General features: G+C 57.5%; 9 protein-coding genes. 2 read left to right on the top strand and 7 right to left on the bottom strand.

Annotated elements, in window-relative coordinates:
• Window positions 1-3: 3 nt before the first annotated feature.
• The 6 genes from pglX to ACTQX9_RS03160 are packed head-to-tail and all read right to left on the bottom strand — an operon-like array spanning window position 4 to window position 11,165.
• Window positions 4-3,471 (bottom strand): BREX-1 system adenine-specific DNA-methyltransferase PglX, encoded by a 3,468-nt coding sequence (gene pglX, locus ACTQX9_RS03185; protein WP_441540475.1) that lies wholly within the window; start codon window positions 3,469-3,471, stop codon window positions 4-6.
• A gap of 10 nt (window positions 3,472-3,481) precedes the next feature.
• Complete coding sequence (gene pglZ / locus ACTQX9_RS03180) at window positions 3,482-6,061, bottom strand: BREX-1 system phosphatase PglZ type A (RefSeq protein ID WP_441540474.1); 2,580 nt, start codon at window positions 6,059-6,061, stop codon at window positions 3,482-3,484.
• Between the two features lie 5 nt (window positions 6,062-6,066).
• Window positions 6,067-9,639 (bottom strand): BREX system P-loop protein BrxC, encoded by a 3,573-nt coding sequence (brxC, locus tag ACTQX9_RS03175; protein ID WP_441540473.1) that lies wholly within the window; start codon window positions 9,637-9,639, stop codon window positions 6,067-6,069.
• Between the two features lie 11 nt (window positions 9,640-9,650).
• A complete protein-coding gene (locus ACTQX9_RS03170; protein ID WP_427795007.1) occupies window positions 9,651-10,256 on the bottom strand; it encodes a DUF1788 domain-containing protein in 606 nt (201 codons plus the stop codon).
• Entirely contained in the window at window positions 10,253-10,861 is a 609-nt protein-coding gene (locus ACTQX9_RS03165; protein ID WP_441540472.1) for a DUF1819 family protein, read from the bottom strand. Before ACTQX9_RS03165 ends, ACTQX9_RS03170 begins: the two co-directional genes overlap by 4 nt.
• A complete protein-coding gene (locus tag ACTQX9_RS03160) occupies window positions 10,851-11,165 on the bottom strand; it encodes a YlcI/YnfO family protein (protein ID WP_441540471.1) in 315 nt (104 codons plus the stop codon). The genes ACTQX9_RS03165 and ACTQX9_RS03160 overlap by 11 nt, the downstream gene beginning before the upstream one ends.
• Window positions 11,166-11,283: 118 nt before the next feature.
• On the opposite strand from ACTQX9_RS03160, the gene ACTQX9_RS03155 reads away from it, so the two are divergent.
• A complete protein-coding gene (locus ACTQX9_RS03155) occupies window positions 11,284-13,221 on the top strand; it encodes a hypothetical protein (RefSeq protein WP_441540470.1) in 1,938 nt (645 codons plus the stop codon).
• Between the two features lie 32 nt (window positions 13,222-13,253).
• On the opposite strand, the gene ACTQX9_RS03150 is transcribed toward ACTQX9_RS03155, so the two are convergent.
• On the bottom strand, window positions 13,254-13,988 hold the full coding sequence (locus ACTQX9_RS03150) for an exonuclease domain-containing protein (protein WP_441540469.1): 735 nt from the start codon (window positions 13,986-13,988) through the stop codon (window positions 13,254-13,256).
• Between the two features lie 496 nt (window positions 13,989-14,484).
• On the opposite strand from ACTQX9_RS03150, the gene ACTQX9_RS03145 reads away from it, so the two are divergent.
• Window positions 14,485-15,120, top strand: a 636-nt coding sequence (locus ACTQX9_RS03145) for an IS110 family transposase (protein WP_441540468.1), incomplete at its 3' end; no start/stop codon positions are given.

Raw genomic sequence — 15,120 nt, 5'->3', positions numbered from 1 at the left:
GCCCTACTTCCACGTGCTCAGACCCGTAACCTTAGCTAAGGCGTGCGGGAACTTGTTGTAGTTGACCTTAACGCCGTCGTCCAGGTCAATGCCGATTCGCTCATTCGCGAGCGGGTAGATGACGTCGCGCTCCCAGTCGGTAAGCTCGCGCACCACCGCACGATATTTGTCCGCCTGGCGGTTGTCTGCAGCGCGGTCACTCTGCTCCAGCTGGCCGATCTTCGCATTGAGCTTCTCGACGTACTCGCGCAGGTACTTGGTCAGAATCTGGCCGACCGTGCTCGGCGTGTAACGATGCATGTAAACAAGCACCTGGAAGCTGCCCCTAGGGCTCGCGAACATCCAATAGATGGGGCGCTTACCGCTGCCCGTCACCTGATAGGTCGCGCAGTGGTCCTTGTAGAAGTCCTTCACGAAGTATTTGCGCAAGTCCTTGCCCAAGGCTTCCTCGATGAACCTCACGTTCTCATCGAGCGTCTCGGCACCATAGGTCACTTCAAGCCACTTGCGGAACTGAGCCACGATGTCGTCGCCGAACCACTCGCCGTCAAGCACGGGGAGGATGGCGTCGGCGTCGGGCAGGAACCCAGCATTGGGAACTTTTGTCTTGAAGTCATCCACGGTCTGCTGAGCATCCGCCAGAATCAGTCCAGGCGCGAAAGTCGAGTAGCGGCCCATGATGCAGCCGACGCCATAGGAGACGAGAGACTTCACGTCACGCACGAGGTCGGCGCGACGCACCGAGACCTTGTCGTCGGGCACCTCGATGGGCACCTCGCCCTCCATGCCGTAGATTCGCGCGAAAATGCGGTTGAGCTCCTCCTCGTTGGACTTGAGCTGGTTGAAGCGCTCGTCGCAATCGGCGCTCCAGCGCTTAAACCTCTCCGAAATCAGCGAAACGGAGGCCGCGCGGGCGCTGGAGTTCATGCCGTAGGAAAGTTGCTCAGCACGTTCGCGTGCGGAGGGTGCAAGAGGATGACACTCGAAGTCCCATGAGGTTTCAAAAGCGTCCCAATCAGCACGGCTCAACCTTATGCACTCAGAAACAAAAAAAGGGACAGAGGTATTTGTAAGAGCTTCTTCAGCAATAGGCACATTTCGTAGGACACCAACCTCATAATTTAAAGTCGGCGCCATAAGTCCCATCAATTCCATGCTTACGGAAGAATTAAACATCGCAAGCAGAACAGGCTCAGAATTAGGGTTAGTGAATAGGCTGCAACCCGCAACATCATAAACAAAACCTTTAGGGAAAAGGCGCATTGCAAGCTGATCAGTAGACACTTTCGACCATGATAGATTTTGACGGAAATACGTATCCCGATTATCGTGACGATGACCCGCAAATGAATCCATCAGCCGATCAAATTCTTTATCATATCCCAAGACAAACGCCTGGTTCCCCCACCATTTACGAAATTGGCCTCCCTTGTTGTAGGGTACAAACCGAGCGCCGCTTGTGTAAAAATCCTCATGTGACCCAGCATCGAAGCAGATGTCACACAGCCTGACTTCCTGCCATTGCCGCAAGACTTTTTCATTTTTACCCGTGCTCATGCCGTGCTTGAACTCGGCAATAGCTCCTGCATTGGTCCCAGTCAAAAAGGCTAGGCGCGTTTGTTCGCTGGCCCAATAAGCAATCGGCGAACCCGGAATGGCTCCAAAAGTAGATTGCCTTGATTCAAACCTCCATGGACAAGAAGATCTGTCGGCAGCACACCGTAAGGCGGCTTGTTTCTCTTCACTGTTGCCGAACCCAACAAGTCGGACATAGCAACCCATTATATTATCGCGCGGCGCAGCATTAAAAAAAACGCTAGCAGTAACTTGTACGACCTCTCCGCCAATCTGCAAAAATGCGCGGGACCCAAGATGCACCATGGAGACAATCATCTTATTGCAAAGAATCGACTTCCTCATCTGCTCAAAAGAACCAAGGAACATCCAAGAATGCATCGTAACCATGGAGCTATAGCCATAACTACGCACAAGGCTAAAACCACGACGAATAAAACAAGCGCACAAGTCGCTTTTCTCGTCCGGATAGCGCCCCCTAATCCAATCCCTCATATAATCGTTAAAGTGGCTGCTCCCCAAATACGGCGGGTTCGCGACCACGCAATCGACTCTGCGAGACAGCGCCTCAAGCACGCTCTTCATCGTGTGGAGCTTCCTGAGCACGCCGGCGCCCAGCAGGTCGTCCTCGCTGAAGCTCGCAATGGCGTTGTCCACGGCGGCAATGTCGCCGGGGGCGGGCACGTAGAGACTGCCGACCTCGGTCATGTGCTCGAAGGCGTCGAGGAGCTCGGTCGCCCCCGCGAGCGGGCCCGCGCTGGCAAGCGCGCCGGGCTCAAACGCGACGGGCTCGAGCACCGTCACGTTCGCGTCGATTTTCTTCTCGAAGAAATCGGGGTCCTTCTCGCGCGCTTTCATCTCGAGCGCGAACTTGGCGATCTCGGCGGCGCGGCCGTCGATTTCCATGCCGAAGAGGTTGTTCTGCAGGATGAGCGCCGGGACGTCCTCCGGGAAGTAGCCCTCCTCCTGGTAGATCTCGAAGAGCAGGTCGAAGGCGTACACGAGGATGTGGCCCGATCCGCACGCCGGGTCGCACAGCGTTAGCTCCTCGGGCGAGTAGACCTTGATGTAGTCCTCGGTCTCGCCCTCGGGTGCTATGTAGTAATCCATCTTGCAAGCGAGCGCCGAGCCCGGGTTGTTGAGCATCCACAGGCGCCCGAGGGAGTTCTCCACCAGGTATTTAACGATCCAGTCGGGCGTGAACAGCTGCGTGGCGGGCGCGATGTCGTCCGCGGTCGCCTTGCGGCCGCTGTCGTTGTACTCCGCCTTGCGTTCCGCCACGTAGAACTGGTAGAGCCAGCCCAGTACCTCGACGGTCTCGCACTCCGCATCGTCCATGTCCTCGACGATGCGGCGCAGGATCGAGCCCTCGGCGAGGAGGCCCTGCGGCATGACGAGGCTCGACGCCGCCGCCTCACCAAACAGGTAGGGCATCGCTGCGGCGTAGCGGTCGCATACTGCCACCAGTAGCTCGCCGTAGGCCGCCTCGGTGCGGTTCGCGCCGGAGCCGCTGCCACCGGCGAGGGCGCTCTGCACGCGGTCGCGCACCAGGCGCGAGAAGCCGAAGTCCGGGTCGAACACGCCCTGGGCGGCGTCCGCGAGGATCGCGGGCTGGGTCGCGCCCGGGCGCGGCGTCACCACGGGGACGGGCGTGTAGCCCTTCGCGTCCATGAAGCGCAGCGCGCACAGGCGGTTGAACCAGGTGTACGCCGTCGACTCGATGATGGCGTCCAAACCCTTGTCGTCGATGGCGGCCTCGAGCCTCCTGACCTTCTCGGGCAGGTCGAGCCGCTCGGGGCTACCGGGCTCCAGGACGGCGTCGATCCTCGCGGCGACCTCGGCGCGCAATGCGTCGCGGGCGCCGAAGGCCAGGTTCTTTATCTTGTTGGAGTCCATGTCTGCCATCCTAGAAGTCGAAGTCGTTGCCGAACGCGCGGTTCACGGAGAGCCGCTGCTCCCACTCGGCATCGAACTGGTTGGTGTTTCCCACGCGCGCGCTTATCCTGAGCACCGCGGCGACGCAGTCGTCCACGTCGTCAGTCACGTGGAGCGTGACACGGGTCTTACGTTCCTCGGAGCCCTGAGCCGCACTTGCGAGCTCGAGCGTCTGTACCTCGGCACATAGGAGGCGGCTCGCGTCATCGGGGTCGTAGAGGCCGACGCGCACGGTCAGCGGATTCACCTTCTCGGAGCACGGCTCCGTTTGGTATACGTCGAGGGTCACCGTTGAGCCGGTAATGGCGGACCTTCCGCAAAGGAAGCCCTGAACCCCCGTGCACTCCGCCGTCTGACGAGCGTCGACTCGGTTTATGGTTACCACTGGAACGACATTCTCTTGCGGAGAGACACCGCCGTGGACATAGCGTGCGCCGCTGCCGCGCAAACGCAAGCGTGTAATACCTCGAGGGAAGGCAAACCGCCCCTCGCCACCAAGCGAAAGTTGCGCTGAAGAGTATTCAATAAGAACGTCGCTCTTTGGCAGCGTCAAGCCCATGGCATATCTTCTGCCGTGGCTAAGATTGTGACCGGAAGCATGAACAAGATCGGTAAGACCGTCCGCCGCGGCAAAGTTATACTCTTCGACTTGGCCATCTTGATAGAGGAAACCGTGATCGGCGGTCACGAGGACCTTACCGCATCCCGCGCGCAGAAGCTCACCGGCAATCTTCATCACCTGGGTGATTGCATCTTCGCATGCTGCGAAGACCTCGCCTTCGGTGTCGCGAGAGTCACCGCGCTTGTCAATCGCGTTATGGTAGACCATCACGAGCGGAGCGCCCTCGACATTGGGCAAACCCTCTTCAAGGACTTTTGACGCCTGGATGAGCATAGCGCCAGGAATCGCTGCCTCTACGACCTTTTGGCGATTGGCGAGCCCATCGGTGGCGTCACCATCCTTAAGCACGTTAGCCGTAGCCAGGTCAACCTCCATGGTCCCTTCAGGAAGTAGTGCCGCCATACCCAACTGGGTATAACTCGGCAGCATGCAGGCCATCCCCTCACAGCTCGCACTCACGAGAACACGTCCCGAAGACAAGGCTCCGCCGGCGATACGAGTCGAAAGGTCGGCGCCAACCTCATAGCGCATCGCATCGGAAACGATAACGCCCAGACGCTTGCCCTTCTCGGCCATCGGGAGTTCTTTCTCGACTTTCTCGTAGAAGAATCCCGACTGCGAGGGAATAGTCGAGGGTGGATAGACCCCCGAATCCATAAGATGCAGCTGCCAGCGATCGGTCAGGTCAACGAGAAACTTGCCATAGGCGTCATCGACCCTGGACACAAGCTCGTTGGCCCTCCTCCTAAACTGGGCAGTCGTATTGCGCATGGCATTCACAAAGCTACGGTATCCCTCGTCGATGCGGTGCCAATTGGCGCAGTACGCATCAAAGATTTCTCTCTCGGTTGTCGCCGCGGTGCATTCCGTCTTATATGCCTCGATTCCCTCAAGCGTCGTGACTGCAGCGGCCAGAGCCTCATACTGGTGGACATAGTCCCCAAACCAGTGGGTATGCAGGCGCACGTTTAGCTCGTTTTGGGCATCAGCCGCGTGCAGCGTGCCGTCGAGAGCACGTCCAAGCATATCTGTGATAATCCAGTCATCGAAGACTGCCAGAGCATCGTTGGTGCCGATAGACTCCATTGAACGCTTGTCAGTACCCACCGATGAAACGACAGCGTCGGAGTATTCGCGTGCCAGCGAGTCATATGAATCGCTAGTGCGGCTGCTGGCGGCAAGGTCAGCGAGTATTCGTGCAGCATCCGCTTTGAGCGGCACACTGTCACAAATGAGATCGGCGCAGCGTGCCTTGAGCATCTTGAGAGCAAGGTCTTCGAGGGTCGGGTCTTCACCCGTGGGTGCGGCATATCCCACTACTTCAAAGATCTCGGACCAAAGCGTTGTGACAAGCCCGCACTCGTAAATGACTCGCAACGTCCTATCCTGCCCGCGCCCAAGCTCGGCGAGGAGTTTCTTCACCACATCGCGCACGGCGTCGCGAGGAATCTCCGCCCTCGATCCTACGCACGCGGCGAGCATCGCCAAGCGAAGAGAACGGTCGTCAGTCTTACTTAGCACGCTTGCCGCAAGGGCCTTGCGACGCTCCTTTGAGTTGAAGAAGCGACCATGTTCGGCGAGTGCGTCGGCAAGGGTCATAGGAACGCCGCATTCGCTCGCCCAGATACCTTCCATCTTGCAAGTGAAGGGCGTGGCAGCGAGCTTTATGTCGTATAGAAAGTCATCCTGAAAACGCGGCTTTGCACCCGAACGATAGACAACAAGATTATGGGCAGGTCGTTCGCGAAGGATCGTCCGCTTGCATGCAAGCTCCGCACCAGTCGCGTCGAGGATAGCGCCGCCGTCCAAATCTATAGAGGCGATAGTCTCGGCATACTCGCCGGACTCGTCCTCCCAGAACAGCGTCGCATGACCAAGGCTGAACTGGCCCTTGATCCTGTCCTCGATTTCATGAACGTCGATGTCCACAGTTCCTACCTCGTAACGATGATTCCGTCGTCGACCTTGGCCTCGAGCTCAGCGCGCAGCGCCTCGAGATAGTCGTCGACATCCTGCCTACTCTTGATGGTCGGTTTACCATAAGCCCCCGCACGTAGCGAGCTCAGCGCGCAGGTCATGGGCGCTTGGGTCCGGGCGGGCTCGGGCTGCGACCCAGCGGCTTCCCCGCCAGACTCGTCGTTTTCTTGTGTGTGCGCAGAAGCGGCCGCAGGTGGATTGAGCAGGGAAACTATGCTTGCCGCCTTGGCATCCTTAAACGACTCAAGGAAAGTCCGTATGCGCAGCGATGACTGCTCTTCGGCGAGTCTCGCCGCTGCTTGATCGAAAATCTCTGCAAGCGAGATACGCGCTTCCTCTGGCACCGCATCCATGTCATACGCGCTCTCAAACGAAGCGCGATATTCGTCGAGTTCCTTAGCAACGTCGGACCTTAAGCTCTCCCTAGCACGGTCAATCTCGCTCTTCGCCCGCCTGACATCACTCGCAGCGCGAGGGATATCGCGCGATTTATAACACTGAGGGTCGTTCACGACCGCAAGCGCTCCCTCAAGGTCGGAGGTAATGTCGATGCCGAGGTCACACATCTCGGCAAGGCCGGTTTCGCCGAACCCCTTGACCTCATTCCACTTAACAGCGAGCGGCGAGCCTTCAATAAACTGCTTCATGCTCGACAGGTCTACCTTGTCCTCCGCGAGGGCGTCAGCCTTCTCGGGAAACTGGTCGACGAGCCATTTCCAATCAGCATTCACCGCGCCAAGCGCAGCGTTAAGCTTGTTAAGCTTCCCGGTAAATTCGGTGGCGAATGGATAAGTCGAGGCTCGTCCCTCGGCAGCGCGGAACGCTGGAACTTCCTGCTCGAGATAGGTCACCATCTCGCCTGCGATGGACTTGGCATCGCTGCCAACGGGATTGGTGCCCACGAGCTTTCTAAACGAGCTCTTAATCGATGCAAGACGCTCGGGAGACACGGCCTCGACCTTGGCAACGACAAGTTTATCCATATCGCGACCAACTTTGAGCGCTTGCGCGAGAGCGGTGCCCTCGAGGAGCGACCCCGCCTTACGAATCTCGACGCGACCGGCGGCGTAGAGCGTCGCCACCGCATTGCGAACGGCAACGTCGGGCCATCCGTACTCATCCTTCGTAAAGTGCGCCATCAGACTCGACGTGCCATCGCCGCCGACGGTTACCGCGTAGCCCGGACCCATGATGCCGATCCAGCTAAGTACCGTCTGGGCATACTCGGGAAGAGGAAGGTCAATCATCGATTGGGCCGGCAGACAGCTGTTGTAAACGTCTCTGTCGGTGTAGTTCTGCACAATTTGTTGCAAGCCCGTGTAGCTGCGCCGCACAAGTTCGCCCACAGCACACTCGATGGCGACCTTGCCCGAACCACTCACAGAGTCGGTAATGTTGACTCCAGAAACATAAAAGCGCGCCTCTCCAATCAGCTCATCTAAATCGGCGCGGAGTTTACGCGACTGCGCGTTGAGTACTGCCCTCTTGTCAGCGATTATCGCGTTGCGAATCTCGTTCGAACCACTCGCCTGGTTTACGTACTTATTTGTCTTTACGAACAAGGCGACATCGTTGAGAAACGCATTGGGATCGTGCAACACAACCGTGAGTGTCTTGGGGCCAGAGGTTGGAACATCCACGATACCACCGGATGAAGCATCGGTCACAATGTCAACAGTCAGGTCGTTACCCGAACGTCCGATGGCATCGCCGTTCACCTTAAGATTGTATGGGAAGGCATGCGAGAAGGAACCGTTCTCGTAGCTTGCGCGCGAGGCGCCAACGATATCCTTAAACGCATCGCCAATCTTGTCGCGTACATCCGAGGTCTGAATCTCCGTCGCACGGATTTCCGTCTCGATCTCTTTCTCATCGTCGGTAAGGTACTCATAGATGTTCGAGTTGGGATTACGACGTATGTAGAGCTGACGCTCAAGCTCGGCAAGCGCATCCTTAATTTCCTGCTCGAGCGTTGCCGTGTTCTGCTTGAAAGAGCCATACAGGAGCACGCGCAGGTTTCCCGGCGTTGCCTTGAAGTCCTTGCAGTATTTGACGAGCAGCAGTGCCTTGAGGACGCGGATTGCCATGGGCATGTCGGCAAGGTTTGTCTCGGCGATGCTGATAGCACCATAGACCTCACTCTTCAACGAGTTGCGCAGCCCTTCGAACATTGAGTCGAACGTTGCCAGATTCTGGCCCTCCGTCGAGCCGTCACCGCGGTTGAGTTCGACGCCAACCTCCTGGAACACGCCGAGCATGGAGCGGGCTCCCGTAGAATGGTGCTTGCCCGTGAAGGCATTGTAGTCGGAAAGACCACGCATCGCAGTGATGAACAAGTCAAACTGATAGGGCACAAAGGGGTACGTGCCTACAAAATCGTCCTCATCCTTATAACCCACATAGCGCTTCGAACCATCGGCGAAGTCAAAGAGCACCGGGAAGTCGTCCCTGTACTTATCGTACATGCCGTCTAAGGCAGAAACGGCATCGCGGCTTTTGGCCAAAAGTCGCTGTTTGATGACCTCCTTGGCATCCTTGGACGTGAGCTGCATCTTAATTTTGAATCGCGCTTGGATTTTGGAGAAGTCATTGGCGGACTTGTCGGTCATCTGACCGATCGTATCTTCCATGTTTTCCTGGCTGGTAACAACGACCCAGGACGCCCCGTCGCATACGGTTGCGAGCTCTTCTGCCACGGACTGCAAATTCGTCATGAGGTTTGAATCCTTGGCGATAAACTGGCCAACTTCATCAACGAAGAAATTCAGGCGGAACCCCGGCTCGTGATCATCGATGTATTCCTTCACGCGAACGGCAAACGAGTGAATATCGGGCTTATATGTTTGCTGGTAGTAGCGCACAGCATTGTCGGTGGTTCCGGGCTCGTTGCCGCACACCTCATCGAATGCTGCAGTGATCTTTGCAGCATGCAAAAGCGCTGCTTTGCGAACATCAACCCATGCCTTGCCGGTAGCCTCCTCAACTTTAGCTATAAAAGCATCGAGCAGCCCCTCCCGGTCAAGGTCATATTCCATCTTGGCAATATGCTGTTGATCACCATCGAAATAGCCGCAATGACGGTTGAAAACCTTAATGAATGCGGCAAGCAGAGCGCCGGCCTCGGTGCGTCCCTGGTTAGGCGCAATCGTATCAATATTGAAAAGGATGGACTCGCTCGGATGACGGGTGCGCGCCACTTCCATGGCGCCCCGCAGGGCAGGGTCGTCCTCGAGCTTAGGCAGGATATAGTCAACGGCGCGTTTACCGGCAACCTCCTGGTCCTCCAAAAGCACTGCGAGAATCTTGAGCATGTGAGATTTACCGCTACCGAAGAAGCCCGCGATCCATGCACCATTACCGGTGGCATCGGGATCGTTGTACTCATCAAAGAAGCGGTTAAGGTGACCGGCAAGTTCGGGAGTAATCACGTACTCGTCGAGCTCGTTAGCAAGATGCTCAACGCTGGAAGCCTTCACAACGGCATCAATCGGCCTGTCGATCGGCTTTTCGTACATATACTCGTATTTCATAGAGTTGCCCCCTAAAGGTCAAACACGTTCGTCGCGCGGTAGTAGCCGCCGTTTGCTTCGGACGGGATATTCAATATGTCAAGCGAGGTCGAACCGTCGGCGTTCTGGCGGTATTCGCCAGGGAACACCAACACGACGGGTTTATCCGTCTCGATTTCGCCGAGCAGCGTATGAGTTCGGACAAAGGGAAACGTCTCTCCAACGCCTGTGATGAACGCAATGTCGCACGCAGAGTCGTCGATAGCCGCCTCGACGGCAGGCTTAATGACGTCGCTCACGCTAATGGTGTCCTGAAGCATCATGATGAGCTCGTCGCGCGTGGCGGTTTGCTCGGCTTCACAAAGAGGCTCCCACATGCCCTCAGAATCCAGGTAGTCGAGAACGATGTCATAAAGGTTCACCCTCACAGCGCGGACGCCCCTATTGGGTAGGTCGTCGGAACAGATGGCGGCTATGAGATCTCGAGCATACGACCTCTGCGCCGGAGGATACGGCAAAACATACGTCGACTGTCGCATCGTGTAGCCCTTGCGGCCGAGAAGCGTGTCGTCGGAGAGACGCTCCACGATGAAAGCGCGCGCATCGGGCGATCCGATGTGCTCGAACTTTTTGGTCACAGCAAAACACCCGCCTTCGGGAACAGCTCGATATCCTGTGGAGCGTTCTCGCGAACAAGGTCCGCAAAATGGAGCGAGGGATAGAGCGGGGTGATGTTGCCCGCGTTGTCAAGGAGGCGGCACTCGCGAAGCATCCCGAATGCTCTGAGCTCGAGTTGTTTGAGCGACTTTTCGGTGAGGCGTGCAAGTTCGGGATGATCGACAGACTGCTCATCTACAAAAGCGGCCCATACCGTTCGGGGCACATCGGGCACCATATTGGAGAAGCGTGCAGCGACGACGTCAGTCGAAAACGAATAGAGCACCTGATAGGTTCGGCAAATGGCGAGCCACGTCATGGCAAGCTGGTCGTCGTCAACAGCATCGGCCAAAAATGCCAGCTCATCTGCGTCAAGCATCTTGAGTCGCTTAATGATCTCAGCACCGACACGCTTGCGAGTGCTCTCTTTGTTGAGGCTGATAATGTCGTCCTCGACTATGCGACGCCTAACCTCTGCCCAATCGGGGGTCTCAACAAAAGCCCTCGCGACCTCAGCAGTCTCGAGCCTGCGGGCACCAATGCTCGTAAAGGAGAGACTGTACTTCTGTCGTTCATTACCTGTCATTCGTAAGCTCCTTGATTAAACATTCGCGAACGTATGCACTTAAGCTTGTGCCCTTCAGAGAAGCGGCTTCCTTAGCGGCGTCACGCAACGTATCGGGGATGCGCACGGTTATTGCAGTCTGTTCGCCACTCACGAGAAACTCGCGAATATCCGTGGCGCTTGCATCTTTGCGCAGCAAGTCGGCATAACCCATGTTGACCATCCCTATGTTTGCGATATGCAATACATTGTTAGTAAAAAAATCGATTCCCATTGTCTTGCAATAGACTTGTGATGTCATCGCCTTTTCTGTAAATGGACCCACTTTTACCTCGCATGGTTTGTTGTTCAACAATGCTGCGAATGACGTGAATGCCTTATGATCACTCCGCGTCACCACCACCATTTAGCACGCTTACAGACGCTTTGGCACCTAACGCCCGTTGTTCGATGCGTGCCCTTTACTCAAACGCCTACACTTGAGCATTACAGGTCAATTCCGCCAACAGGCAAGCGAGGCTAACATGCGGTCCGAAAACGAGCAGATTCATTACCGAGCAAAGTTCAGGCTTTCGCCCTATTCGACCACCACGCCCTCAATCGTCGATGCGTATCGTCAGATCTACACCTGGGTGCGCGATAAAGAGCAGCGCAAGCGTCATGAGCAGAGTGCCTTTGAGTTTCTGTCGAGCAATAAAAACATCGCCTCCGATTTTATATTTGGAAACCTCAGCTATCCCGTTGGCTATTCTGGAGGCATGACCACGGGCAGCCGCGTGAGCATTTGCACTCGCGCAGCCTTTGATGACAAGCGAGGCAGGATTCCCGTCGCTTGGGCCTTCGAATATGACGAGCCCGACAGTCACTATCCGTTTCGTCACTGGCACACCTGTATTGGTCTCGAGACCTCCGAGGATGACTCATGTCTGGTCAATATCAAAGTCACCTATGCGACCCTGCCCGATTATGTGGGCTGGCCACTGCCAGAACCGGACCTCAATATTCCCCGCATCGCAAAGGTTCTGTTTTCGCTTCCCAATCATCAGGCATGCGTTGGAGAGACAGTCGTCAACACATCGTGCACGCGCCTGACGTTTGAGAACTTTGACGTCGAGTTCTCCGACAACCTTCTGAGCAGCCAGCGCGAGCTCCCTCTGATTCTAATAACCAGCGATGATGCCGGACGATATCCCGTCAAAGATCCTGGCAAGCTCGCCAATAACCTTATGGGCCTAGCCAACGTGTTTGCCGCCGACGAATCCGATGGTCGGCTCAAATCAAAGCTGTTCAATCTTTTTCTCTACGATACGCCCGCCTATCGATACAACTGCCCCAAGTCATCGCTTCGTATTTACCAACCGAACATCAATCTGTCTGACGAAGAAGACGCACGTCGACACCTCTGCATCAGGCGCGATAGGCTGAACGAGTACGGCAACAAGACATCCACGATACTTAACCGGAGCCTGGGGCGCTCGTTCTTGCGCGGCAGGGGCGATATTGTAGACACGAGCGATATTGCCTGGTACAAATCACGCCAGTCAATCGGGGCGCTACGCAACCGCATGGCAGAGATGAAACGCCATGCAGAAAATGAATCGGCTGCCGAGGCAAAACGCACCGAAGCGCTTGCCGCCTCGTACAGCCAAGAGGCAATGGACAACCTTAAAGAGTTGTTGTCAAAAGAGACTGCCGACAGGCAGCTCTGGGAGGGGCTGGCCAACGATTACGCCGACAGCAACGCCGCGTATGAGCAGCGTATTGAGCAACTGGAAAACAGCTTGCTCGAGCTGGATGAATCCGAGAACACGATCGCCAACTTAAAGTATCGACTCCAAGAGGCGCTGGAGCGAGCCGATCGCTCGGAAAAGCAGGTAGCCGCGCTCAGAGCGGAAGCATGTTTTGTCGAGGGGCTCGAGGCATTTCCGCGCACCCTTGAGGACGAGCTTAGGTTTGCTGCGAATCTCTGGCCCTCGCGCATTTTCGTTTTGCCCGAGGCATACGACTCGGCACGCCGATATGATTTTGCCGATCTTGACGAGGAGTGGCAGATCCTTAAATCCGTAGCGACCGTTATGTGGCAACTCAAGTTTGGGGAGCGCTTGACGACCGGAGACCTCTATAGCGAGTTTAGAAATCAGACCTCGTTTGACGCCGCACCGACCGAGACCAAGCTGACTAAAAACGACACCGAGCTCATGCGGCTCCGCCAACGCACTTACAACGGTAAGCAGGTTTGCATCTTGCCGCACATTAAGGGCAACGGTCGCAACCGCCGCGACCCATTCCGTTTGCACTTTTGTTTTGATGACGAGGCACAGTTAATCGTGATAGGCCACTGCGGCAGCCACCTGCCAACATCTGGAACTGCCAGGCAGTAAGGTACCGCACCAGCATGGGCGGAGGGTGCCCCCTACCTCCCCTCCGCCTTCAGCTTCAGCAGCAGGTCGCCCAGCTCGGGGCACTTGCTGGAGAGGCGCGTCTGGGCTCGCTCGCCCATCCCCCACCGCTGGCGAACTTCCTGGGCGCGCGGGCTCACGTGGTAGTCCCCGTCCATCACCTGCTTGAGCAGCTTGGCGGTCACGCGCGCATCGGCTAGGGCGCTGTGGGCATGGCCCGTCGACTCGTCGAACTCGATGCCAAACCACGTTGCCGCGTCGCCCAACGAGACGCGCCCGTGGCTGCCCACGTCCATGATCGAGGTGTAAAACGCCTGCAGGTCGGCCCAGTCCGTAGGAAATGCGGAAAGGTCGATGCGCTTTGCCTGGCACTCGGTCAAAAGCTGTCGACGGTCCGTCCCGCTCCAACAAACCACCTGGGCGGAGTAGCGGCCGATCCAATCGCTGAGCCTTTTGATCACCACATAGAGCGGATCGGCCATCGCGGTGTCCACGGCCGATATCCCTGTGAGCTCGCGGACGGGATACGCAACGCCTTCGGTAAATTCCGTCTGCACAAACTGCGAGAACTCGCCCATAACGTTGCCGTGGTAATCGAGCTTAACGGCGCCGACCTCGATAATCTCGTTGCGCAGCCCACGGCGCTGGCGCTGCTTTGGCACCGGCGCAAACTCAAAGTCCAGCACGATCTGGCGCGCAAAGTTCGTCGTATCGATAGCCGAGATACCCGGCGTCTTTTCAGCTGACACGGTTATGGCCTTTCCCCGTTGCCTGCCGCTTGCTACATAGGCGGCTACATTGCCGTAAGGATAGGCGCCCGTGCGGACATGAAAGCGCCCAGCGCGGCCACCCGGCACCCTTGCGTAAAGCCGCGCTTTGAGATGGCCACGTCGCTGTTATGAGCGAACATATATTCGTATTTATGACCGCAGTTTGATAGACTGGTTATTGTTGACGGCAGTCCCATGTGCCGGGCAGCGCCCTCCATGCGATGGGAGGTGATGCCCATGACCGATCTGATTGATTTCGTGAAGCTCCTGACCTCTTTGGTCTCGCTCCTCACGGCGCTTATCGGACTTTCCGAGGCACTTAAGCAGCGTACGAAGCAAAAGACGATATGAGAAAGCCATTTGGGTCGCCTCCCCCGCGGCGCAGCTTCTTTTCGCGGGCTCGGGATGCCACAATGGGCTTTGAGTATCGGCCCGTGCGGTAGCCCTTACCGCACCTGCGGGGAGGAGGCTTCCCATGCCCCATGTTACCTCCATCGGCCTGGACGTCCACGCGCGATCGGTCGCCGCCGCGGCGTTCAACCCCTTCACCGGCGAGGTGGCGCACCGTGACTTCGGGACGGACGCCGCCGAGATCGCGGAGTGGGCCCTCGGGTTCGAGGAGCCCAGGGCCTGCTACGAGAGCGGCCCCACCGGCTTCCACATGGCGCGCGAGCTGCGCGCGCTCGGCCTCGACTGCGCCGTGGCCGCCGTCTCCAAGATGCAGAGGCCGGCGGCGGACGCGCGCCGCAAGAACGACCGGCGCGACGCCGAGTTCATCGCCCGCATGCTCGCCACCCACAACATCGTGGAGGTCCCGCTGCCCGATGCGGCCGTCGAGGCCGCCCGGGACCTCGACCGCGCCCTCGACGACGCCACGGCGGAGTACCGCCGCGCCAGGCAGCGCCTCAACATGTTCCTGATCAGGCTGGGCCACGTCTGGGACGAGCGCAACGCCGACGGGACGAGGAAGGGATCCTGGACGCGCGCCCACTGGAGGTGGATATCCGGGATCAGGCTCGAGGGGCCCCAGCGCGACGTGCTCGAGTACTACGTCACGGCCGCGAGGTGCGCGGAGTCGGACCGCCGGCAGCTCGAGAAGAAGGTGCTCGCC

Source organism: Collinsella sp. LCP19S3_F2 (assembly GCF_052121015.1).
In the GTDB taxonomy this organism is placed as follows: Bacteria; Actinomycetota; Coriobacteriia; order Coriobacteriales; family Coriobacteriaceae; genus Collinsella.
This window is presented reverse-complemented; position numbering and strand designations above follow the sequence as displayed.

What these genes read in the sequence shown, in the direction of transcription:
- brxC (WP_441540473.1), bottom strand. Translation starts at nt 9,639, where the DNA reads ATGAAATACGAGTATATGTACGAAAAGCCGATCGACAGGCCGATTGAT.
- ACTQX9_RS03165 (WP_441540472.1), bottom strand. Translation starts at nt 10,861, where the DNA reads ATGACAGGTAATGAACGACAGAAGTACAGTCTCTCCTTTACGAGCATT.
- pglX (WP_441540475.1), bottom strand. Translation starts at nt 3,471, where the DNA reads ATGGACTCCAACAAGATAAAGAACCTGGCCTTCGGCGCCCGCGACGCA.